Consider the following 21,642-nt stretch of genomic DNA (forward strand, 5'->3'; position numbering starts at 1 on the left):
TCATCGGGATGTGGGTGTCCTCCGGCTCGCCGCTCGTCGCCGAGATCTGCGCCGGGGCGGGGCTCGACTGGCTGCTCGTGGACATGGAGCACTCGCCCAACGGCCTCGAGTCGGTGCTCGGGCAGCTGCAGGCTATCGCCGCCTACCCCGTCACCCCGGTGGTGCGGGTGGCCACTGGCGACACGGTGACGATCAAGCAGGTCCTCGACCTCGGGGCCCAGAACCTGCTCGTGCCCATGGTCTCGTCCGGTGACGAGGCACGGGCCGTGGTCGAGGCGGTGCGGTACCCGCCGCGTGGTCGGCGCGGCGTCGGGTCGGCCCTGGCCCGCTCGGCTCGCTGGAACCGGGTCGAGGACTACCTCGGCCACGCCGACGAGCACGTGTCCCTCTTCGTCCAGGTCGAGACCGCGACCGGGGTCGAGGAAGCGGCCGAGATCGTCGCGGTCGACGGTGTCGACGGCGTCTTCGTCGGCCCCTCGGACCTGGCCGCGTCGATGGGCCTGCTCGGTCAGCAGTCCCACCCGGACGTCGTGGCCGCCGTGCTTCGCACCTTCGAGGCGGTTCGCGGTGCGGGCAAGCCCGTCGGAGTCAACGCCTTCGACCCTGCCGTGGCACGGTCCTATCTCGATGCGGGCGCCACGTTCGTCCTCGTCGGCGCGGACGTCGCCCTGCTGGCTCGTGGCTCCGAGGCGCTTGCCGCGACGTTCATCCCGGACACCGGCGACACGGCCCGCGAGTCGTACTGAGGGCGAGTCGTACCGAGGGCCGACCGGCCGGAACGACCATGGCTTCGGCCACCGCGGCGTGCTCAACACGCGCTCGGGCCGCAGTTCGTTCCGGCCGGTTGGCCCACTCGGACGCGGGATCAGGTGGCGGGGTCAGTGGGCGGGAGCGGCTGGCCGGAGGACCAGCCCTCCTGCTGCAGCCGATCCAGCAGCGTGGCCACGGCGGTCCGGTGGCTGCGCGCGTGCACCGGCAGGAGCAGCAGGTCGCCGGGCGCGGCCCACTGCAGCATCTGGCGGACGGCCGTCGTCTCGTCGAGACAGACCGGCAGGGACTCCTCTGGCATGCCGTGCTCCCGCAGTGCCCGGCGGATGATGTCGGGGACCTCACCGATGGCGCGACCGCGCAGGTACTCCGGGCCCAGGTCCTTGAGCCAGACGCGGTCCGGCGCGGCCGCGGCGGCAACGGCGGCCAGCGCCTTGAAGTCCTCGTCACGACGATCGCCGGCATGCCCGAGCAGCAGCCCCAGCCGCCCGTCCCGGCGCAGGCTGGCTGCGACGTGCAACAGCTTGCCGAGCCCGTCCGGGTTGTGTGCGTAGTCCATCAGGACGTCGATGTCCCCGAGCCGCCAGTGCTGCAGACGCCCGGGGTTGTCCTCGTGCGAGGACCCGAATCCGCTCAGCACAGAAGCGATCAGCGTCGGCTCGACGCCCATGGCGTATGCCGCCAGGGCCGCGGCAGCGGCGTTCGCGATGTTGTACCGCGCGGCCCCGGCCACGGTCAGCGGCATCGTCTCGATCTCGCCGAGGTCATGATGGCGGTCGCCGTCGGCCAGCACCAGGTGACCGTCGCGGACGCCGCAGGCCCTGCCGCCAGCAGGCAGCGCCAGGTCGAGATCGAGCGCGAACCACGCGATCCCGTCCCGGCCGGTGGCCCGCGCGTGCCGGGCGACGACCGGGTCGTCCGCGTTCGCGATCAGCATGCCGTCCGCAGCCAGCGCCCTGGCCACGAGCAGCTTGACGCTGGCGATGTCCTCGAGGCTGTCGATGCCGTAGTCGCCCAGGTGGTCGGCGCTGACGTTCGTCACGACGGCGGCACGCGCCCCTGTCACCGCGAGCCCGCGCCGCAGCATCCCACCGCGCGCGACCTCGAGGACGGCGGCCTGCACGCGATCGTCGCGCAGCACGGTGCGGGCGCCGAGCGGGCCGGAGTAGTCGCCGGACTCGACCGTCACCCCGTCCATGACCAGACCGTCCGTGCAGCTGTAGCCGACCACTGTGCCGCTCGCCTCGAGCATCGCCGCGATCAGGCGCACCGTGGTGGTCTTGCCGTTCGAGCCGGTGACCAACACCTTGGGGATGCCGCCGAGCCGGGCCCAGTCCACGGCCGTCGTAGCGGGTAGATCCGGTATCGGCCACTGCTGCGCGTGGACCCCTTCGCCGACCGACACCCGCTCGTCGTCGACGTGCGCCGGGATACCGCGGCTGGCAGCGGCATCGAGTAGGTCTACCAGGGCTGGCTGGGCTTCGGCGCGCGCCATGCTGCGCATCACCGCCGTGGCCTCGGGTTCGGAGAAGTGTGCGACGTGCGGTCGGGTGTCGTCGCTGTCCGGGTCCGCCGGCCCGGCACCTGCCCGCAGGCCGAGCGCCACGTAGAGCGACCACTCGTTGACCTCGGTAGCCGTGAGCAGCTGGTCGAGCGGTGCCTCGAAGGCGAGCATGACACCACCGGCGTGGCGGCGCGCGACGATCGCACCGACGGGCCAGCCCATCGCCTCGCGGGCGCGCCCTACATCCGTTCGCCAGCGCATCAGCGCCGCCTCGTCCAGCTCGGTCCCCGGCGTGGTCTCCAGCACCACCCCGACACCGTCGAAGTACAGGTTCGCGCCGAGCAGGCGCCGCGAGCCCTGGAACGGGACGACCTGCTCGGCGTTGCCGTTCAATCGCTCTCCTCGCGCTCGAAGCGCAGGCCGCGCTCGTCGCGCACGACGCCTTCCATGGCGGCCACGATCCGTTCGTCCAGCGTGGTCTCCAGCGTGGGGGTCTCCGCCCGCGGGGTCGCCTTCGGCACGTCGCCGTCCGGCTGGAAGCGGATGATCTGCTTCCAGCCCCGGGTCAGCGCGTCCGCGAAGACGAGCACCAGGTCGCCCGGCTGTCCCATGCGCAGTGCGGCATCGACCGCCTGTTGTTCGTCGGGGACGATGTCGATGGCATCCTCCGGGACGCCGTCCGAGATGAGGGTCTTGGCGATGATCCGCGGCACCTCGTCGTCCTCCCGACCGCGCAGCGCGTCGTCGCGTCGGCAGATGTAGTGGTCGAACTTGCCGGCGACGGCATGGGCGATGTCGTGCAGGTCCTCGTCGCGGCGGTCGCCGGGACCGGCGACCACGACGATCCGCCGCTCGGCGTCGAGGCGCTGCGCCAGGTCGGCCATCACCCCGACGGCCTGCGCGTTGTGCGCGTAGTCCATGATCACCTTGAACGGGTGCTCGTCGAAGACGTTCATCCGCCCGGGCGCCTGGAAGAAGGTCGTGTCGAAGGTGCGCAGGCCCTGCCGGATCGCGTCCAGCTTGATGCCGAGCGAGTATGCCGTCGCCGCCGTTATCATTGCGTTCTGCACGTTGTGCAGCGCCCGGCCTTCCAGCGTGGCCGGGATCAGGTGGGTCCACATCAGCGGAATGTGGCTGCCCTTGTCGTACAGGGTGATCATGTGGCCGTTGACGCCCTGCTCCAGAGCACAGGCGCGGCCCCCGGCGCGAATGTGCTCGCGCACCAGCGGGTGTGACGGGTTCATCGTGACGTAGCAGATCACCTCGGCGTCCGTGTAGGCCGACATCTTCACCACGTTGGGGTCGTCGGCGTTGAGCACGGCGCAGTCGGTGGCGACCTCCACCACGACCCGCTTGATCTCGGCCAGCTGCTCGAGGGTGTCGATCCGCTTCAGCCCGAGGTGGTCGGAGGCGACGTTGATGACCGCGCCGACGTTGACCTGCCGCACTCCCATGCCGGCACGCAACAGGCCGCCACGCGCGGTCTCCAGCACGGCCAGGTCGATCGTCGGGTCGGCCAGCACCATGCGAGCGGAGACAGGCCCGGTCATGTCCCCTTCCACCGTGCGCTGGCCGTCGATGTAGACGCCGTCGGTCGTGGTCAGGCCCGGGGTGTAGCCGGCCATCTTGGCGACATGCGCCAGCATCCGTGCGGTCGTGGTCTTGCCGTTGGTGCCGGTGACGGCCGCGATCGGCACACGCGAGGGCGTGCCCGCAGGGAACAGCATGTCGATCACCGGGCCCGCGGCATCGCGCGGGGTGCCGTCGCTCGGGGCGATGTGCATGCGGAAGCCGGGCGCAGCGTTGACCTCGCAGATGCCGCCACCGATCGTCCGGAAGCTCTCGGCGATGTTGGTGGACAGGAAGTCGACGCCGCCGACATCGAGCCCGATGGCGCGCACAGCGCGTTCGGCCATGGCGCGGTTGTCCGGGTGGATGACGTCGGTGACGTCGGTGGCGGTGCCGCCGGTGGACAGGTTCGCGGTGGAGCGCAGGTACACGACTTCACCGGCAGGCGGCACGCTGTCGGCGGTGTAGCCCTTGCGCTCCATCATGAGCTCGGCTTCGCGATCCAGCTTGAGCCGGGTCAGCACCTTCTCGTGGCCGACGCCGCGGCGTGGGTCGCTGTTGACCTGCTCGGCCAGCGCCGCGACCGAGGACGTGCCGTCACCGACCACGTGGCCCGGGGTGCGCCGGGTCGCCGCGACGAGCTCGCCGTTGATCACCAGGAGCCGGTGGTCCTCACCGGCCAGATAGGTCTCCACGATCACCGAGCGCGAGTGCTCCTGCGCGGCCTGGAACGCCGAGCGCACATCCTCCTCGCTGGTGATGTTGATGGTGATGCCGCGGCCATGGTTGCCGTTGTAGGGCTTGACCACCACCGGTCCGTCGAGCCGCTGAGCGGCACGCCAGGCCGCGTCGGCGCTGCGAACCAGCCTCTGCTGGGGCACCGGTAGCCCTTGCTCGCCAAGGATGGTGTTGGTCTCCTCCTTGTCGGAGGCCAGCTCCACCGCGATGTGCGGGGTGCGTCCGGTGATAGTGGCCTGGATACGCTGTTGGTACCGGCCGTGCCCGAGCTGCACCAGGGACTGCTCGTTCAGACGGATCCACGGGATGTCACGCTCTTCGGCGGCCTTCACCAACGACGCCGTTGACGGTCCCAGCGCCCGCCGCTGGGCGTAGTGGATGAAGTCGTCGCGCTCCTCGTCCCAGTCCCAGGTCTCGTCAGTCGCGGTCCGCAGGTGCTCCGGCAGCAGCGAGTCCAGCAGCTTGAGGGCCAGCTCGCCGGCGGCGATGCCCTCCTCGCGCTGCTCGTACTCGTAGACCACCGAGTAGACCCCGGGCAGGTCGTCGGAGATGCTGCGGGTCTTGCCGAAGGTGACGGCCTCGCCGGCGATGTTCTGCAGCTCGATCGCCACGTGCTCGAGCACGTGACCGAGCCAGGTGCCCTCACTCTCGCGCATCCGGCGCACGAAGCCACCGGGCTCGCCATACGAGCAGCCGTGCTCGTCCAGGCCGGGCAGGGCCTCCAGCAGCGCGTCCACGAAGCCTGGACCCAGCTTGGAGGTCGGCCAGCTCTCCAGCTCACCGAGGTCGAGCTCGAGGCGGATGACCGGGAACCGTGCATACTGCGACGGCCCGACATAGACATTACGGTTCAGGATCCGCATTGGGCTCTCCAACCCTCGATCGGCACTGGCGCCGGGCCCGGTTCACGCAGCCACGTGCTGTCGTATCGTGCCACCCTCGAGGCGCCCTTCGAAACCCCACGCACCCGACGCGCAAACCCGGCAGCACCTCCGGCCGGGACCCCACGCCGACCCAGATGCGAGAGAGCCTCAGTCCTTGACCGGCGCCAGCGCCCCGGCGGCAGCGCTGCGGGTCATCAGGTTGAACGTGGCGCCCGCCGTCAGGACGTGCAGGCGAACCCCCAGCATGCAGACCGGTTCGTCGTCGTCGTGCTGGGCCATCGACGAGAACTGCAGGTCGTCGGCGTCGATCACGGTGAGGGACCCACTGCCCACCACCTCGATCACGTTTTCGGGGCTGATGAAGGCGGCGGTGTCCTCGTCGACCCCGAGCCCGATGGCGAACGGGTTGTAGGCCAGTGCGGCGAGCAGCCGACCGAGGCGGTCACGCTGGCGGAAGTGCTGGTCGATGACGACCCGGTTGGTCAGGCCCAGACCCGGAGCGAGGCGGACACCGTCGGCGTGTGGGGTCGGGTTGTCGCTGGCACCGCCGGCGATCATGTGCTCGCTGAGGATGCTGGCGCCGGCACTGGTGCCGCCCACCGGGACCCCCTCGGCGCTGCGGGCGCGGATGGCCTGCGCTATCGGGGTGCCGCCCAGGATGGTGGACAGCCGCAGCTGGTTCCCGCCGGTGATGAAGATGCCCGACGCGTGCTCGATGCGTGAGATCCGGTTGCGCTCCTGCGCGTCGCGACGCGTGTCGAAGTCGAGCACGCTGACCTTGGCGGCGCCCAGCTCACCGAACAGGTGCTCGTACCGGCTGCCGGTGCCGTTGCGCTGGCTGGCGGTGGGAATGACCGCGATCTCGGCCCCCCTACCGCCACACAGGTCGAAGAACCGGCGCAGGATCTCCTTGCCGTTGTCCTTGTCCTCGGCGCCGCCGATCGGGACGATCCAACCACGTTGGCCGCCTTCTCTGACTCTGCTGGGACTCATGTGTTCCTCATCCTCGCACCTTCGACGCCCCCGATCGAGACGCTCGCCCGCGTGTCGCGCTGGATGCGCTGGGGATGGCATCGGTCAGACCGGTGTCATCAGCCGTTCATGCTCGTGAACATCTCCATCATCTTCAGTGCACCGGGGCCGATGACGACCACGAACAATGCGGGCAGGATGCACAGCATCAACGGGAAGAGGATCTTGACGGTGACCTTCTGCGCCTGTTCCTCCGCCTTCTGCTTGCGGATGAGGCGCATGTTGGCGGACTGTTCCCGCAGGACCGCACCGATCGGCAGGCCGAGCCGGTCGGCCTGCACGAGCGCTGTGGTGAAGTTCCTGACCTCAGGCAGCGCGACGCGGTCTCCCATGGCGGCGAAGGCGTCACGACGGGAGCTGCCGATCTGGATCTCTGACAGGACTCGGGCGAACTCGCCCGAGATGGGGCCTTCGATGTTGCGGGCCACCTGCATGAGCGCGGCATCGAAGCCCTGGCCGGCCTCGACGCTCACGGTCAGCATGTCCAGCGCGTCCGCGAGGCCCTTGCTCGTGGCCTCCCGACGATGCAGCGACTGGTTGTGCAGGAGCAGGTCCGGCAGGAAGAAGAGCGCCGCACCGAGTACTGGCGCGAGGAGCAGGCCGCGCAGTGAGATGCCGCCGTACACCAGGCCGAGCACGACGCCGATGATGAGCGTGGCTCCCTTGGCCCCCATGACCCGCTCGACGGTCCACGGCCTCGGGTTGCCGGCCTGGTCGAGCTTGCGGGCCAGCTGCTCGTTCGTCCCGCTCGGCGACAGGGCCACCGCGAGCCTGCGGGTCCGGTCCAGGACCGGCGTGACCAGCCGGTCCTTCGCGTCGAGCTCAGTCCTGACGGCGTTGCGCTGACCGACCGCCTGATCGATCAGGCTGAGGGACTTCGCGACGCCTTTCGACCGGCTCGAGCTGGTGACCAGGGTGATCGTGCCCGCGAGCATGGCCAGCGTGAGCAGACCGACACCGATGTGAAGAACAGCCATGCTCAGACCTCGATCCTGACGACTCGACGCATCCAGAAGGCGCCGAGGACCAGCAGCAGGACGGCCACGAGCGCCATGACGATGCCCAGCGGGTTCGTCCACAGGCGGCTGATGTACTCGTGGTTGACCATCATCATGTGGAAGAACAGGCCGATCGGCAGGGCGATCAGGAGGTAGGCCGACAGTCGGCCCTCGGCGGAGAGGGTGCGCACCTGCCGCTGCAGGTTCTCCCGCTCGCGCAGCGTGGCCGCTGTCGTCTTGAGTGTGTCGGCGAGGTTGCCGCCGACCTCGCGCTGGATGCGGATGGCCATGACGGCCCAGCGCATGTTGGTGCTGTCCATCCGGGTCGCCATGCGCTCGAGTGCGTCGGCGATGTCGGTCCCGATCCGCGTTTCGGCGAGGGCGCGTGAGAACTCCTTGGCGGCCGGGTCGGCGGCATCGCGCGCTACCGCGTCCAGGGCCTGCGGCAGGCCGAAACCGCTGCGCAGGCTCGTCGCGACGAGGGTGAGCACGTCCGGGAGCACCCGCTCGAAGGCGCGGGCCCGGCGGTTGGCCCGCACGTGCAGGAAGACGGTTGGCAGCATCAGCCCGAGCAGACCGCCCAGGGCGAGCCCGAGTGTGCCCCCGATGGGCCCGCCGCCCAGCAGGAGGGCACCCAACGCGCTGCCGGTCACGACGGCGGTCGACACGATGACGAACCACTCTCCGGCTCGGAAGGGCAGGTCCGCGCGTTCGATGAGGGCCATCGTGCGCTTCGTCGACTTGCGGCCCTGCATGTAGCGGTCGCCGAAGCCGATCAGCTGCTCGCTCAGGGCCGTCGGCTGTGTCTTCGCCTTCGAGCGCGCGCCTCGGGTAGCGGCGACGTAGGTCTCGATCGACCCGACCCGTCGCTCCCGAGTGGTCTGCAGCGTGGGTGTCGTCGCGGCCAGGATCCCGGCGAACAGGGCGATGCCGACGAGCAGCAGGGCCAGCCACAGCAGCCACGGTTGGCTCTGGGCGGCCGGCAGCGGCGGCGTCGGACCTGCCACGGTCGGCGCCGGGGCTGCCGTGGCGGGCGCAGCCGGCGCCGTGCTGCCCGCGGTGCCCGGTGCTGCAACGGAGGCGTCGAACGTGACGGACCGAGTGAAGGAGAAGGGCGTGCCCGCGGCGACGCCGGCGATCGTGAGCGTCTTGGTGCCGGTGGCCGTTCGGCGGGTGGTGACGGTGAACTGCACCTGCGCGTCGAGGGCCTTGGCCGACTCATGGAAGGCTGCGGTCACCGCCGCGGTGTTTCCGGCGGGCACGACCGAGCCGCCATTGGCCGCCGCGAATCCCTTGAGCGCGCTCGCGGCGTCGGGATCCGTCGTCTTGAACTGGACCACGTCGGATCGCACCCCTGCGGACCCAAGGGCTCTGGTGACGGTGGCACGCGCCTTGGCCCGGTCCGCGGCAATGGTGTCCGCGCCGTCACTCAGCAGGACGATGCTTCGGTCACCGGTCTTGCCCAACGCCGTCACGGCGCTGCGCATGGCGGCGTAGAGACTGGTGTCGCCGCGGGCGACGAGCCCGTCGACGACTCGTTGGGCGGCGGCGCGGTTGGTCGTGGGGGCCAGGTCGACACCCGCCGTGTCGGCGAACGTGACCACTCCGACGAGGACGTCCGCGGGGACGTCCTTCAGGTAGCGCGCGGTGGCCGTACGCACCGTCGCCATACCGGCCGCGCCCATCGAGCCGCTCGTGTCGATCACGAGCATCGCCCGGCGCTGCAGCCTGGGCGCCTGCTTGATCGTCACCGGGGCGGACCTGCCGTCGATCGTTGCCTTGACCGAGGCGGGATCCACGCGGACCGAGGACCTGCTTCTCAGGGTGAGGATGCCCGTGACGGTGGCATCCTTGGCGGCGACCTGACTGATCCCGACGGTGACCGGGTCGGCGGCCGATGCAGCGGTGGCCGGGACGGCGGCGAGCGCCAGCGCGAGGGCCATGGCTACGGCCACGCGGCGCAGGGTTGCCCGGATCACGACGCCCTCCGGCCGAAGAGCGAGGTGGGCAGCTCGACACCGTGGTCGGCCAGGTCCTGGGCGAACTTGGGCCGGATGCCGGTGGCCTCGAGCCGGCCCATGAAGCGGCCGGACTCGTCTCGTCCGGCCGAGTAGTCGAAGGTGAAGATGTCCTGCAGGGTGATGACGTCGGACTCCATGCCGACGACCTCGGTGATCGCCACGATACGGCGCGACCCGTCATTGAGGCGGGTCTGCTGGACGATGAGGTCGACCGCGCCGGAGACCTGCTCTCGAATGGCGCGGACCGGCAGCTCGACACCGGCCATGAGCACCATGGTCTCCAGACGGGAGAGGCTGTCCCGTGGGCTGTTGGCGTGCACGGTCGTGATGGACCCGTCGTGGCCGGTGTTCATCGCCTGCAGCATGTCCAGGGCTGCTCCGTCGCGGACCTCGCCGACGATGATCCGGTCCGGCCGCATCCGCAGCGAGTTGCGTACCAGGTCGCGGATGGCGACGGCGCCGCGGCCCTCGACGTTGGCGGGCCGGGACTCGAGTCGCAGGACATGGTCCTGGCGCAGCTGAAGCTCGGCGGCGTCCTCGATGGTCACGATGCGCTCGTCGCCGGGCAGGAAGGAGCTGATCACGTTGAGGGTCGTCGTCTTCCCGGAACCGGTGCCGCCGGAGATGATGATGTTGCGCCGGCCGCGTACGCACGCGACGAGGAAGTCCCGGACCTCTGGCGTCATCGTGCCGAAGCTGATCAGGTCGTCGTCGGTGAGCGGGTCGGCGGCGAACTTGCGGATGGTCAGCAGGGCACCGTCCAAGGCGATCGGAGCGACGACGGCGTTGACGCGGGAGCCGTCGGTGAGGCGGGCGTCGACCATCGGGCTCGCCTCGTCGATGCGCCGCCCGACCCGCGAGACGATCTTGTCGATGGTCCGGCGCAGGTGGGCTTCGTCGGAGAAGCGGGCGTCGACCGGGTGGATCCTGCCGGCCCGCTCGACGAAGATGCTGTCCGGGCCGTTGACCATGATCTCGGTGACATCCACGTCGCGCAGGTAGGGTTCCAGCGGTCCGTGGCCGAGGATGTCGTCCGAGACGTCCTGGGCGATCTTGGTCCGGTCCGCATGCGACAGCGGGGTCTGCTCGGAGTCGATGACCTGTTGCAGGGTGGTGCGCACCTGCGCGGCCAGCTCGCTCTCGGACAGGTGCGGGTCGTAGAGGCGCGGCCCGAGCGAGTCCACGAGTGCCTGGTGGACGCGTTCCTTGACCTGCGCGAAGGGGTCGGCCTCGCGCCGTCTGACGGCACCGGGGCCGGTTCGAATCGTGTCCGGCGTGCTGCCGACGGCGCCCTGGACCTGTCGGGCGGCGTCGAGTCGGTCGGCGAGGGTCGTCATCTGATGCTCCTGAGCAGGCTGAAGCTGCGCTTGGTGCCGTTTGGCAGCACCTCACCGAAGCGCTGTCGGATCTCGTGGTCGCCCAGCTCTCGGATGGCCAGGGCCACCGGTCCGCGCGGTTCGTGCAGGACGATCGGCACGCCACGGTTGACCGAGGCCGGCACGGTGAGGCTGTTCGGGACGCTTGCCGCGATCTGTTGCTTCAGGGCGGTCTCGACGTCGTTCGCCGAGAGCCCGACCTTGGTGTCGGCGCGGTTGAGCACGACGCGGCGGGCCTCTCGGGCAGCGCCCAGGGCGTCGAGCGTGTTGATGGCGACCCGCAGGTTCTTGACCGCCGGGATGTCCAGAGTGGCGATGAGCAGGTTGAGGTCGCTGACGTCGAACGCCGCCAGGACGTGCTCGGTGAAGGAGGGCGGCGTGTCCACGACGATGTAGGTGTAGGTGGAACGGGCGACCCGGAGCAGCTCGAGCACCACCTCGGACGGTACCCGGTCGGCGTCGGACGGGTCGGCAGGTGCGGCGAGGACGTGCAGCCCGCTGTCCTCGTGCACCGTGACGACGGACTCCAGTCCCTGGGCATCGAGGTGGCCGCGCATGGCGACGAGGTCGTGGATCGAGCTGTGTGGTTGCAGCTGCAGGCTGATCGCGACGTCACCGAACATGAGGTCGAGGTCGACGAGCAGCGTCGTGGCGCCGGTGGAGGCCAGGTAGGCGGCGAGGTTGGTCGACAGGGTGGTCTTGCCGACCCCGCCCTTGGCCGAGAAGACGGTGATGACCTTGCCTTCCGCCCCGCCCGAGCCGGGCAGATGTCCGGACAGCTGCACCGTCAGGGCGGCGCTGCGACGCACCGCGTCGGCCAGGGCCCTCTGGTCGTCGGCCTGGACGACCTCCCGGACGCCGCTGCGCAGGGCCTGCGCCAGCGCGCCGACCTCGAGACGGTGCCGCAGCAGGATGACGCCCAGCGCGGGGTGGTCGACCCGGGCCCGCTCGGCCACCTCGCAGGCGTCGTCCAGGGGGATGTCCGGCCCGATGACGACGAGGTCGTGTGACGCGTCCTGCTCGAGGGCCCGGCTGACCCGCGGGCCGGCCTGAAGCTGCACCACGTCGCCGCCCAGGGCGATCCGGTAGGTCTCGGCAGCCTCGGGGTCGTGGTCCCAGATGATCGTCATGGCAGCACCGGCGTCTTGAAGATCGTCATGTCGTTGACCTGGGCCTTGGCGTCGAGCTTGACGTCGGAGCCGCGCAGCGCCGCATAGAGCTCGTACTCGTTGATGCCGTGGATGAGCCGGGTCGCCTGGTCGGGTTTCACGGCCACGGTGACGAGGAAGCTCGGGGCGTCCGAGGCTGTCTCGGCTTCCTTCGGGTCGCGGGTCTGGGACCGGCTGGGCGCCGAGAGGGGCGAGTCGCCCATGCCGATGACCAGGACGTCGTCGAGCAGGACGCTCGTGCCCTGCAGGTCGGCCTCGTTGATCGCCTTGGACTTCGCGTCCTGACCGATCGCCTTGATCTGGTACGAGGAGTAGATCGCGATGTGTGACCCGGGCGTGACGAACTTGCCGACGCGGGCCGGGTCCTTGAGCTGGACCGAGACGGCGAGCATGCCCGAGGGCACCTCGATCGCCTTGGTGCCGACCGGCTGGGACCCGAACCGTGCGCTGAGCAGGTACTCACCGGGTTGCACGTCGGACAGGGCGAGCAATGCGTTGTTGTCCGCGTCGATGCTCTGCAGGGCGCCGGCCGGCAGGGCCGCGCCGGCCACCCTGGTCTTCGTGATGAGCTCGGTGCGTTCGGCGTCCTTGAGCGTCGTGCCGGCGGGGATGAGCTTGTCCGCCACCCACACCGTCTCCGGCTGGGCGGCCGCGATGGCCCGGTTGTCCGCGTTCCTGGCGTAGACCAGCACGAGTGCTCCGCCGCTCACCGCGAGGATGGCCGCGACGATCACCGCGACGATGCGTCGGTTCATTGTTTGCTTCTCCCAGATGGTGTGGATCGGGGTCAGCCGGCTGGCGTGACCACGTTGGCGCCCCGCGAGGGGCCGGTGCCGATGGGCGTGTCGGCAGGCATGAGACCGGAGGTGAACCAGCCCCAGATGTAGCTGACGGAGCCGTTGCACTTGCCCGTGCAGACCCCTGCCGGCTGCTTGAACGCTGCGTAGGACTGCGGCTTCGCCGCGGGCACCTGCTCGTATCCGGCCAGGTAGAAGGAGGCGATGCCGGAGAGCCCGAACGAGCCGCCGGAGCCCGTGCCGGAGGCGGAGTCCGCGATCGGGATGTAGACCTCGGTGCCCACGTACTTGGCGATGGCGTTGTTGTCCTTGCACGAGCCGGGGGCCGAGGCCCCGGTCGAGCCCGGGACGTTCCCGGCGTCGGCGAAGGTCACCGTGCACGGTCCGGTCGGGTCGATCCAGCCGAACCCGCCGGGGTAGTACTTGCCGGGACCGGTATCGCACTTGTGGTCGCCGGAGTCGTGGGCGAAGATCCCCGTCGCGTAGCCGCCGGCTGCGATCTCGGCAGGCAGGGGCGTGCTGGAGTCCCCGGGGGCCGGTGAGTAGGGCGGGCCGGGAGCGTACTTGCGGCCCGGGACACCGTCGACCTCCGTCTTCTTGGCCCACTCGCAGTAGCCGATGACCAATGGCAGGGTCGCTCCCGTGCTTCCCGCCGGCCCCCAGGCCGCGCGGGCGCATGCCGACACGGACGTGTCCGCGCCGCCTCCGGTCAGCATCTGCGAGAAGTATCTGGGCAGGACGGTGTCGTCCGGTTCGGTCGACCTGGTCAGCGTGTAGGTCTCGACGTAGGGGACCGATGCCCCGCTGCCCGAGGTCAGCCAGCTCGGCAGCGGCGGGCACTCGGCAAGGTCGGTGATCGATGCGTTGGTCGTGGCCGAGCTGCACTCGGGCAGGGTGGGCACCTCGCGGCCACACATCCCGTTGGCCGCGTCGGACCGCGACTGGAGCTGGGCCAGTCCGTCGCGCCCGGCGTTGAGCCCGGCCAGCGCTTCGAGGCTCGCCTTCTCCGGGCCCGAGTCGGCACAGTCGGCCGAGTTCTCGGCGCAGGCCTGGGCCAGTGCCAGGGACGTGGCGTCCGCGCCGTTCTGCAACTGGCGCCGTTCGAGCATGATGCTGCCCACGTCGACGCTGAGGGCGAGCATGCCCATGACGACCCCGCTCGCCAGCAGGATGGCGAACAGTGTGGCCACGCCGCCGCGCTCGCGTCGGCGCTGTCGCGAGGACTCGGCCTCGCCCCTCGGGCCGGTGCTGCTCAGCCGCCGCATTTCATCACCGCCGTCGAGGAGAGGCTGGTCGGCAGGGCAGCACCCGCGCCGACCATGCTCAGCGCCGGCTGGAGCAGGATCCAGTCGAACGTCGCCCGGGCCGTCACGGTTGCGTTGCCCCCTCCGGAGGCGGGGCAGATGGTGGGTGTGTCGACGGAGAGCCCGCCGATGCCCGGCGCCGATGCCGCGGCTCGCGCCTGGATGTCACCGGCGCTGATCGAGCTGACGACGGCTGCCCGGGCTCCTTCGCGGGCCGCGTTGGTCAGCTCGATCTGGGTGAAGAACGCCCGGCCGAAGTCGACGATCCCGGCGATGACGAGGAACATCAACGGCAGCAGCAGGGCGAACTCCACTGCTGCGGCGCCGCGCTCGGCTCCGCGAGCGCGCAGGCTACGAACGAGCCTCATGACCCTACCCCTGACTATTTTGTCTTGCGTGGTCTTACGCGGTCTTGCATGGCGTTGCGTGGTTGCCGCGTGGTCTTGCCGGCTCCGTCTTGCCTGGTCAAGCGACCGGCGACGCGGCCCTCGCCCCCCGCACGAGGGCCGCGTCGGCGATGCTCAGGTCACGGGGTTCCGCTGATCTTGCTCGAGACCTCCGTGAAGGCGGCGTTGATCTGGCCACCGAGGGTCACGACGATGCCGACGATGACGGCGGCGATCAGCGCGACGAGCAGGCCGTACTCGACGGCGGTGGCGCCCTTGTCCTTCTGGACGTTGACGCGGGTCTGGATCCTGGCAGCGAGCTTGGTCATGTGAGTTTCCTCCATGTTTGGAGGGGTTCACCCGGTGTGTACCCCTGACAAACCAGGACATTAGGCGACCCAGCACACACTTGTCCTTGAAATGGCAAAGACTTGTTAAAGACTTCGTAAAGTTTTTTTTCAGACCTGCCAGTGTCCAGTTTGTGGTATGCGCCCGGATTGCGCGCCATGTCCCAGACAGCCCGAGGACGCGCTCCAACCAGCCCCCCAGCAGTCGGGTACCGGCCGGCTCACGTCCAGCCCCGGGTGCCTCGGCTCGCGGTGCATTCCGGGACAATCGAGACAAGGCTGCGCGAGGATGGGGCGGATCGACACCCGACCCGAGGAGCTCCACATGCCGGCCCCCGTCGCCTACGCCCTGCTCGTGATCGCGGGTGTCGTGGCTGGGCTCGTCATCGAGTCCCGGCTCCGGCAACGCTCCTACCGGCTCGACGAGGAGCGTTCATTCCCAACGAGATTCACCGCCTGGGTCGCCCCTGTCACCGGGGTCCTGACCGCCGCCACCTGGTGGGCGACCTCGCCAGGAATGCCAGTCCTGGTCCCCGTCGTCTACCTCGCGTCGACCTGGGTCATGGTGGTCCTCGCCGTCATCGATCTCGACGTGCACCGCCTCCCGGACAGGATCCAGCTGCCCGCCTACCCGGTCCTGCTCGTCCTCCTGGCCCTGTGCTCGTGGTCCACCGACGGCTGGGACGACCTGCTCCGTGCGGTTCTTGCCGGGCTCGCTTTGTTCGCAGCCTATTTCGTGCTCGTCCTCGTCGCGCCGGGAGGGGGTATGGGCCTCGGGGATGCCAAGCTCTCCGGTCTGCTCGGGCTCCTTCTCGGCTGGCTCTCCTGGGCGCACGTCATCTTCGCGACCCTGACCACCTTCCTGCTCGGCGGGGTCGTGGCGGTCACGCTCCTGATCGTCCAACGTGCCGGACGCCGCACCGAGTTCGCTTATGGTCCAGTGATGCTCGCATCCGCTGCAGTGACGGTCGTCGTGCTCTCAGGCCCCTTCATCGACCTCGTCAGGTGAGGTGACACCGTGAGCGAGCCCTCAGCGCCAGGCGTCGGGGCTGGGCCGGCAGAGGCAGAACGGGTGCCCGGCCGGGTCCGCATAGATTCGGAAACCGCCCTCGTGGCCGGGTCGGGGGTCGGTGGTCGGGTCGAGCGCTCGGCCGCCGAGCTCGAGGATCCGGGTGTGGGCGCCCCGCACGTCTGCCACCATGAAGTCGATGTGGGCCTGCTGCCCGCCCCCGTGCCACTGCGGTGGCTCGTGGTCGGGGGCGTGCTGGAAGGCGAGGTCTGGTCCATCCCAGTGCAGCGACACCCAGTCCCCCTCCGTGTCCGCGTCGATCTCGCCGCCCAGCAGTCCAGCGTAGAAGCCAGCCAGCCCGACCGGGTCGCGACAGTCGAAGGCGATGTTCCCGAAGCTCAGCTTGGCACCCGAGGTAGGTTCGCTCATCGTCTGCTCCTCTCTCGCGGACGAGCGACAGCGCTCGCTTCTGCGGACAGCGTGGCACGTCACGGGTGATAGTGCCCAGCCGAAATCCGTGACAGCAGATCGTCCGGTTCGTAGCGCTGTCACCGAGGTGATGACGCGCGAACCGCAGGCCGGGCGCAGGGCGGCCTCCTGCCTCACCTTTCAATCGCACGTAGAAGGGGGCGGGTGAGCAGGCGGCCCAGGCCCCATCCGTAGGCCGCTCGTGCGCCGGCCGCGACGATCGGGTCGAGCAGGCGCGGCACCCCGTACACCGAGATCTCCTGTATCCAGGTCACGCTCGAGCAGCCGGCCTGGGCGCTGGGGCACGTGATGACGAGGTCGATCCGCCCGCGGATGACCCTGCCCTCCTTGCGGATCCGGGCAAACCCGGGCACGTCTGCCAGCGGCGGTCGGAAGGCCTCCACGACCATCGGGTCGTCGAACCCGACCCGGCCGACAGCCGTGCGAGCCACGAAGCGGGACCCTCTGGTCAGGCCCGCCGCAGCCCGGACGGTCGTGAACGGGATGACCTCGCCGTGCGCCCTCAGGTCGAGCACCCGCTCCCAGGCCTGGGCAGCGGAGACCGGCGCCGAGCGCGTCACGTTGAAGTGGGCCATCAACGGTCCAGCATGACGGTGCGCAGGTCGAGTCGGTGCAGCACCCGGTCCGCCGCCTCGGGGTCGACACCGACCTCTCGCCGAGCACGCAGGATCTCCTCCCGGCCGGCGTCGAGTGCTGCGCGCATGATCCGTTCCGCCACGGTGAGCGACTCATGGATCCTGGCCTGGGCCTCGGGGTCGAGATCGGCGTCGTCGCGGCTCAGCAACTGCTGCAGGCCGCCGATCCGGCGCCGCAGGGTGTTGCGCATCGGCTCCGGCATCGAGGCCCACTCGGGCGCCCGCTCGAGCGCCCTCAACGAGGCGTCCCGGGCTCGCTTGGCCAGAGCCCGGTCGCGTCGACGCTCCCCCTGGGGATCCCTCGGCAGCCTGAGTACCCGCATGAGGCTGGGCAGCGTGAGGCCGGGGATGACGAGCGTCGTGACGAGTACGCCGGCGGCGGTGACGATGATGAAGGCGCGTGCGGGGAACGGGTCTCCGGCGCCGTCGGTCTGGGGCAGCGAGAGCGCGAGGGCCATCGTCGCGAGGCCACGCATGCCGCACCAGGTCAGGACGAGCACCTCCCTGTGGGTTCCCGGGACGGCCGTGCGTTGCTCGGTCCCACCGAGCAGCCGGATCGCGAGCATCCACAGGAACCGGACGACGATGACGGCCACGCACACGGCGGCGACGGTGGGCAGCATCGGGACGATCTCGATGCTCTCGTCGGTGAGGATCACCTCCAGCTCCATCCCCATGAGCCCGAATGCCAGACCGGTCATGAGCAGCTCGACGATGCCCCAGAACGACTGCCGGGCCAGGCGTTCGGCGGAGTCCTGCGGACGAGAACGGCGGCCGAGCTCGACGGTCATCACGACGACGGCGACGACCCCGGAGGCGTGTACCTTCTCTGCGACGAGATAGACGGCGAAGGGCGCCACTGCGGTGATCGCGCTACGGGCGACGAGGTTGGGCAGCAGCGCGGTGAGCCATCCGACGAACCACGCCGCGGCGAAACCGAGGGTACCGGCGATGACCGCGCCGACGACGAAGGCCGGCACGACCTGCCAGCCGACTCCCTGCTTCGCGACGACCGCGTTGATCGCGGCCTGGAAGATGACGATGGCCATCGCGTCGTTGAACAGGCCCTCCGTCTGGAGCACAGACGTCAGGCGTCGTGGCATGCCGACCTTGCTCGAGACGGACTCCACCGCAATGGGATCGGGCGGTGCGACGACGGCGCCGAGCGCGATGGCTGCGGCCGCCGTCATCCCCTGCACCATGAGCAACGACACCCCGGCCGCAGCCGTTACGGTCACGACGACGAGCGCCACTGCGAGCAGCACGAGAGAGCGCCAGCGGGTGCGGAAGACCGACCATGACGTGCGTTGCGCCGTCGCATACAACAGCGGCGGCAGGAACAGCGGCAGGATCAGCTCAGGGTCGATGACCAGCGCCGGCACCCACGGCATCAGCGAGACGCCCGCTGCCGCGATCAGCATCAGGACCGGGTAGGGCAGGTGGATGCGCTCGGCGACGCCTACGACGACGGCCGTCCCGCCGAGCAGGGCGATGATCGTGACGAGCGTGTCCACGCTCGCAGCATGACACCTGTCATCCCGAAGTCGGGACGTCTGTCCCACCCGGGTCGGCCCGTGCCCGCGCAGACTGGGGAGCATGGACATCGACCTCGCACCAGCAATCGACCTGCGCGATCTCGTCAAGACGTTCCGGGGTACGCGCGAAGAGCCGGTCCGAGCCGTCGACGGGATCGACCTGACCGTGCGGCCCGGCGAGATAGTCGCCTTCCTCGGCCCGAACGGCGCCGGCAAGACGACGACCCTCGACATGGTCCTGGGCCTCACCGAGCCGACGAGCGGCACCGCTCGCGTCTTCGGCCGCCCGCCTCGGGAGGCTATCCGCGCCGGACGCGTCTCCGCAGTCCTGCAGACGGGTGGGCTGCTGCGCGACATCACCGTCCGCGAGACGGTGCGCCTGATCGCCTCGACGTATGCCGCTCACACCCCCGTCGAGGAGGTGATCGACCGAGCGGGGCTGGGCAGCCTGGCCGACCGTCGGGTCTCGAAGTGCTCCGGCGGCGAGCAGCAGCGGCTCCGCTTCGCCCTGGCCCTGCTGCCGGACCCCGACCTGCTCGTCCTCGACGAGCCGACCGCCGGCATGGACGTCACGGCCCGGCACGACTTCTGGGCGACGATGCACGACGACGCCGACTCGGGCCGGACCGTCGTCTTCGCCACCCACTACCTCGAGGAGGCCGACGCCTTCGCCGACCGGATCGTCCTCGTCGCGAAGGGCCGCGTCATCGCCGACGGCACGACGGCCGAGATCCGGGGCCGGGCCGCCGGGAGGCAGGTCTCGGCCCGGGTCGACGACGGGGCCCTGGCGCCGGCGATCTCCCGGCTGCGGACCACCGCCAGCGTCATCGACGTCACCGAACGCGGCGACCGGGTCGTCGTCACGACGAGCGACTCCGACGCCGTCGCCCTCCTGCTGCTCACCGACCTCGGCGGACGCGACCTCGAGGTGTCGACCGTCAGCCTCGACCAGGCCTTCATGGCGCTGACCGCGGACACGGACGGGACCGGGCGCAGCGGCATACCCGATGACAACGGAAAGCACCACGGAGCAGAGGAGCTCACGCGATGAACGCCACCTACACCCTCGTCGAGATCAAGCGGGTCCTGCGCGATCCCGTGGGCTTGTTCTTCACCGCGGTCCTGCCCGCGTTCCTCTACCTGATCTTCGGGTCGACCATCGATGCCCGGGACCAGACCATCGGCAACGGCAACGTCGCGATGTACGTCATGATCAGCATGGCCGCCTACGGTGCGGTCACCGCGACGACGGGCACCGGCGGACAGGCCGCGACCGAGCGGATGCAGGGCTGGGGCCGGCAGCTCGGGCTCACCCCGATGCGCGACACGCAGTACGTCGCGGTCAAGGCCGTCATCGCCCTGCTGGTCGCGGCGATCCCGATCCTGCTCATCTACGCCTTGGGCGCCTGGACCGGTGCGACCGGCACGTCCGGTGCCTGGCTGTACAGCGGCCTGCTCTGCCTGGCCGGGTCCGTCGTCTTCGCGCTCTACGGGATCTTCATCGGCTCGGCGTTCCGCAGCGAGTCGGCGATCGGGGTCGCGAGCGGCTCCGTGGTGATCTTCGCCTTCCTCGGCAACGTCTTCGTCCCGCTGTCCGGGGTGTTGCTGACGGTCGGCCGGTTCACCCCGCTGTACGGCGTCGCGTCCCTCGCACGCTACCCGCTGACCGAGGGCCACCTCGCCGACGGGTCGTTGGAGTCGCTCTGGGTGCCGGTGGCCAACGTCGTCGGGTGGACGATCATCTTTGGGATGCTGGCCACCTGGTTCGTGAAGCGGGGCCGGGACCGGCAGTGAGCGCCGACCGGCGCGAGGACACGACCGAGCGCCAGCGAGGAAGGCCCGGAGCGGCGGGAAGAGGCGCGACAGAAAGCGTGACGGACCCGGCGTGCGCCGTGGAGGTCGAGGGCATGGAGGTGGATGGCATGGAGGCCGAGGGCCTGCAGTCCGGGGGCCTGCAGTCCGGGCGCCGGAGCCGCAGACCCCGGCGCAACCCCTGGGCGCGCTTCGGGTGGGTCATCCAGTCGATCTGGCTGCTCTTCCTCGGCTTCCCCGTGGCGCACGTGCTCTCGTCGGGACGGGCCTGGTGGTGGGTCGCCCTCGGCCTCGCGCTCGTCACGACCTTTGCGGCGATCTACGCCGGGGCCTTCTGGCACCTCAACCAGCTCGACGACGAGCACCTGCCCTCCGCCCGCGTCGCGGGCGGGTACCTCCTCGCCCTGGTCACGGTGGCCGTCGTCAGCGTGCCGTTCGTCGGCACCGAAGGAGCCACCTACCTGCCGTTCATCACCGCCTTCGCGATGATGGTGATGCCCCTGCGGTGGGGGATCGCCGTCTTCGCCGTCGCCGTGGCGGTGGCTCTCTACGTCAGCCTCGCCCTCGCCCCCGGGGACGGCTCGTGGGTCGTGGCGGCCATCGTCGTCGCCGTCGGGGTGATGACGGGCGGGATCAGGGCCATGACCGACCAGGGGGCCCGCTACGAGTCGATGTCGCGCGAGCTGGCCCTCGTGGCCGAGCGGGAGCGGGTGGCCAGGGACGTCCATGACGTCCTCGGGCACTCGCTGACGGTCGTCACGGTCAAGGCCGAGCTCGCCGAGCGGCTCATCGACATCGACCCGGAGCGGGCCCGTGCCGAGCTGGCCGACATCCAGGCCCTCAGCCGGCAGGCCCTCGCGGAGATCCGGGAGACGGTCGGGGGGCTGCGTGCGGCCCGCCTGTCCGTCGAGCTCGCGTCCGCGCGGACGGCGCTCACCGGCGCCGGAATCCGGGCCGGTGTCCCGGTCGGTGCGGACGAGGTCGACCCCAGACACCGGACCGTCCTCGCGTGGGTGCTGCGCGAGGCCGTCACCAACGTCGTGCGGCACAGCGGCGCCACGACGTGCCGGATCGACCTCGGCCCCAACCTGCTTCGCGTCATGGACGACGGGCGAGGCGTGGACGGAAGCCCGCCGGGCAACGGCCTGCGTGGGGTGCGCGAACGGGTCGAGAGCTCCGGTGGGCGGCTGAGCGTCGGACCCGGCGAGAACGGGCACGGAACTGTTCTCGAGGTGGTCCTGTGACGGTGGTCGTGAAGGGGAGGTGACT

The 21,642-nt window shown here is 70.2% G+C and carries 19 protein-coding genes; 5 read left to right on the forward strand and 14 right to left on the reverse strand.

The genetic code is table 11. The features are described from left to right. Positions 1-2: 2 nt before the first annotated feature. On the forward strand, positions 3-746 hold the full coding sequence (locus L0H79_RS04595; protein WP_301483377.1) for an HpcH/HpaI aldolase/citrate lyase family protein: 744 nt from the start codon (positions 3-5) through the stop codon (positions 744-746). Between the two features lie 119 nt (positions 747-865). Here L0H79_RS04595 and L0H79_RS04600 read toward each other — a convergent pair whose 3' ends face one another. The 11 genes from L0H79_RS04600 to L0H79_RS04650 all read right to left on the reverse strand — a co-directional run bounded on the left by L0H79_RS04600 (position 866) and on the right by L0H79_RS04650 (position 14,875). Beyond that, complete coding sequence (locus L0H79_RS04600; RefSeq protein WP_301483378.1) at positions 866-2,665, reverse strand: Mur ligase family protein; 1,800 nt, start codon at positions 2,663-2,665, stop codon at positions 866-868. Continuing rightward, positions 2,662-5,442: a cyanophycin synthetase gene (cphA, locus tag L0H79_RS04605; protein WP_301483379.1), complete on the reverse strand. Its 2,781-nt coding sequence runs from the start codon at positions 5,440-5,442 to the stop codon at positions 2,662-2,664. Before cphA ends, L0H79_RS04600 begins: the two co-directional genes overlap by 4 nt. A gap of 168 nt (positions 5,443-5,610) precedes the next feature. Then, positions 5,611-6,456 (reverse strand): cyanophycinase, encoded by an 846-nt coding sequence (locus tag L0H79_RS04610; protein ID WP_301483380.1) that lies wholly within the window; start codon positions 6,454-6,456, stop codon positions 5,611-5,613. Between the two features lie 98 nt (positions 6,457-6,554). Then, on the reverse strand, positions 6,555-7,472 hold the full coding sequence (locus L0H79_RS04615) for a type II secretion system F family protein (RefSeq protein ID WP_301483381.1): 918 nt from the start codon (positions 7,470-7,472) through the stop codon (positions 6,555-6,557). A 2-nt stretch (positions 7,473-7,474) separates the two neighbouring features. Continuing rightward, on the reverse strand, positions 7,475-9,472 hold the full coding sequence (locus tag L0H79_RS04620; protein ID WP_301483382.1) for a type II secretion system F family protein: 1,998 nt from the start codon (positions 9,470-9,472) through the stop codon (positions 7,475-7,477). Further along, entirely contained in the window at positions 9,469-10,851 is a 1,383-nt protein-coding gene (locus L0H79_RS04625; protein WP_301483383.1) for a CpaF family protein, read from the reverse strand. The genes L0H79_RS04620 and L0H79_RS04625 overlap by 4 nt, the downstream gene beginning before the upstream one ends. After that, entirely contained in the window at positions 10,848-12,020 is a 1,173-nt protein-coding gene (locus L0H79_RS04630) for an AAA family ATPase (protein WP_301483384.1), read from the reverse strand. The genes L0H79_RS04625 and L0H79_RS04630 overlap by 4 nt, the downstream gene beginning before the upstream one ends. Further along, positions 12,017-12,814 carry a Flp pilus assembly protein CpaB gene (locus L0H79_RS04635; RefSeq protein ID WP_301483385.1) on the reverse strand — a complete coding sequence of 266 codons (798 nt, stop codon included), beginning with the start codon at positions 12,812-12,814 and terminating at the stop codon, positions 12,017-12,019. The genes L0H79_RS04630 and L0H79_RS04635 overlap by 4 nt, the downstream gene beginning before the upstream one ends. 32 nt (positions 12,815-12,846) lie before the next feature. Next, positions 12,847-14,121: a TadE/TadG family type IV pilus assembly protein gene (locus L0H79_RS04640; RefSeq protein WP_301483386.1), complete on the reverse strand. Its 1,275-nt coding sequence runs from the start codon at positions 14,119-14,121 to the stop codon at positions 12,847-12,849. Further along, a complete protein-coding gene (locus tag L0H79_RS04645) occupies positions 14,109-14,528 on the reverse strand; it encodes a TadE family protein (protein ID WP_301483387.1) in 420 nt (139 codons plus the stop codon). Before L0H79_RS04645 ends, L0H79_RS04640 begins: the two co-directional genes overlap by 13 nt. A gap of 158 nt (positions 14,529-14,686) precedes the next feature. Continuing rightward, positions 14,687-14,875, reverse strand: a complete 189-nt coding sequence (locus L0H79_RS04650) for a Flp family type IVb pilin (RefSeq protein WP_301483388.1) — start codon at positions 14,873-14,875, stop codon at positions 14,687-14,689. Positions 14,876-15,218: 343 nt separating this feature from the next. On the opposite strand from L0H79_RS04650, the gene L0H79_RS04655 reads away from it, so the two are divergent. Further along, the gene (locus tag L0H79_RS04655; protein ID WP_301483389.1) at positions 15,219-15,902 is read left to right on the forward strand and encodes an A24 family peptidase; all 684 of its coding nucleotides are present in this window, start codon (positions 15,219-15,221) and stop codon (positions 15,900-15,902) included. A 21-nt stretch (positions 15,903-15,923) separates the two neighbouring features. On the opposite strand, the gene L0H79_RS04660 is transcribed toward L0H79_RS04655, so the two are convergent. The 3 genes from L0H79_RS04660 to L0H79_RS04670 form a co-directional block, all read right to left on the reverse strand. Then, positions 15,924-16,331 carry a VOC family protein gene (locus tag L0H79_RS04660; protein WP_301483390.1) on the reverse strand — a complete coding sequence of 136 codons (408 nt, stop codon included), beginning with the start codon at positions 16,329-16,331 and terminating at the stop codon, positions 15,924-15,926. 173 nt (positions 16,332-16,504) lie between these two features. Beyond that, positions 16,505-16,966, reverse strand: coding sequence for a hypothetical protein (locus L0H79_RS04665; RefSeq protein ID WP_301483391.1), 462 nt, complete (start codon positions 16,964-16,966; stop codon positions 16,505-16,507). After that, complete coding sequence (locus L0H79_RS04670; protein ID WP_301483392.1) at positions 16,966-18,540, reverse strand: sodium:proton antiporter; 1,575 nt, start codon at positions 18,538-18,540, stop codon at positions 16,966-16,968. Before L0H79_RS04670 ends, L0H79_RS04665 begins: the two co-directional genes overlap by 1 nt. An 82-nt stretch (positions 18,541-18,622) precedes the next feature. Here L0H79_RS04670 and L0H79_RS04675 point away from each other — a divergent pair, with 82 nt between their 5' ends. The 3 genes from L0H79_RS04675 to L0H79_RS04685 all read left to right on the forward strand — a co-directional run bounded on the left by L0H79_RS04675 (position 18,623) and on the right by L0H79_RS04685 (position 21,617). Beyond that, on the forward strand, positions 18,623-19,612 hold the full coding sequence (locus L0H79_RS04675) for an ABC transporter ATP-binding protein (RefSeq protein ID WP_301483393.1): 990 nt from the start codon (positions 18,623-18,625) through the stop codon (positions 19,610-19,612). Further along, a complete protein-coding gene (locus L0H79_RS04680; RefSeq protein WP_301483394.1) occupies positions 19,609-20,355 on the forward strand; it encodes an ABC transporter permease in 747 nt (248 codons plus the stop codon). The genes L0H79_RS04675 and L0H79_RS04680 overlap by 4 nt, the downstream gene beginning before the upstream one ends. Before the next feature lie 77 nt (positions 20,356-20,432). Next, entirely contained in the window at positions 20,433-21,617 is a 1,185-nt protein-coding gene (locus L0H79_RS04685; protein WP_301483395.1) for a sensor histidine kinase, read from the forward strand. Positions 21,618-21,642 lie beyond the last annotated feature (25 nt).

Source organism: Intrasporangium sp., from assembly GCF_030452765.1.
GTDB lineage: Bacteria > Actinomycetota > Actinomycetes > Actinomycetales > Dermatophilaceae > Intrasporangium_A.

Excerpts from the sequence above, each read along its gene's own strand:
- L0H79_RS04660 (WP_301483390.1), bottom strand. The coding sequence starts at position 16,331 with ATGAGCGAACCTACCTCGGGTGCCAAGCTGAGCTTCGGGAACATCGCC.
- L0H79_RS04645 (WP_301483387.1), bottom strand. The coding sequence starts at position 14,528 with ATGAGGCTCGTTCGTAGCCTGCGCGCTCGCGGAGCCGAGCGCGGCGCC.
- L0H79_RS04680 (WP_301483394.1), top strand. The coding sequence starts at position 19,609 with ATGAACGCCACCTACACCCTCGTCGAGATCAAGCGGGTCCTGCGCGAT.
- L0H79_RS04615 (WP_301483381.1), bottom strand. The coding sequence starts at position 7,472 with ATGGCTGTTCTTCACATCGGTGTCGGTCTGCTCACGCTGGCCATGCTC.
- L0H79_RS04640 (WP_301483386.1), bottom strand. The coding sequence starts at position 14,121 with ATGCGGCGGCTGAGCAGCACCGGCCCGAGGGGCGAGGCCGAGTCCTCG.
- L0H79_RS04635 (WP_301483385.1), bottom strand. The coding sequence starts at position 12,814 with ATGAACCGACGCATCGTCGCGGTGATCGTCGCGGCCATCCTCGCGGTG.
- L0H79_RS04650 (WP_301483388.1), bottom strand. The coding sequence starts at position 14,875 with ATGACCAAGCTCGCTGCCAGGATCCAGACCCGCGTCAACGTCCAGAAG.
- cphA (WP_301483379.1), bottom strand. The coding sequence starts at position 5,442 with ATGCGGATCCTGAACCGTAATGTCTATGTCGGGCCGTCGCAGTATGCA.
- L0H79_RS04610 (WP_301483380.1), bottom strand. The coding sequence starts at position 6,456 with ATGAGTCCCAGCAGAGTCAGAGAAGGCGGCCAACGTGGTTGGATCGTC.
- L0H79_RS04665 (WP_301483391.1), bottom strand. The coding sequence starts at position 16,966 with ATGGCCCACTTCAACGTGACGCGCTCGGCGCCGGTCTCCGCTGCCCAG.
- L0H79_RS04675 (WP_301483393.1), top strand. The coding sequence starts at position 18,623 with ATGGACATCGACCTCGCACCAGCAATCGACCTGCGCGATCTCGTCAAG.
- L0H79_RS04655 (WP_301483389.1), top strand. The coding sequence starts at position 15,219 with ATGCCGGCCCCCGTCGCCTACGCCCTGCTCGTGATCGCGGGTGTCGTG.
- L0H79_RS04625 (WP_301483383.1), bottom strand. The coding sequence starts at position 10,851 with ATGACGACCCTCGCCGACCGACTCGACGCCGCCCGACAGGTCCAGGGC.
- L0H79_RS04630 (WP_301483384.1), bottom strand. The coding sequence starts at position 12,020 with ATGACGATCATCTGGGACCACGACCCCGAGGCTGCCGAGACCTACCGG.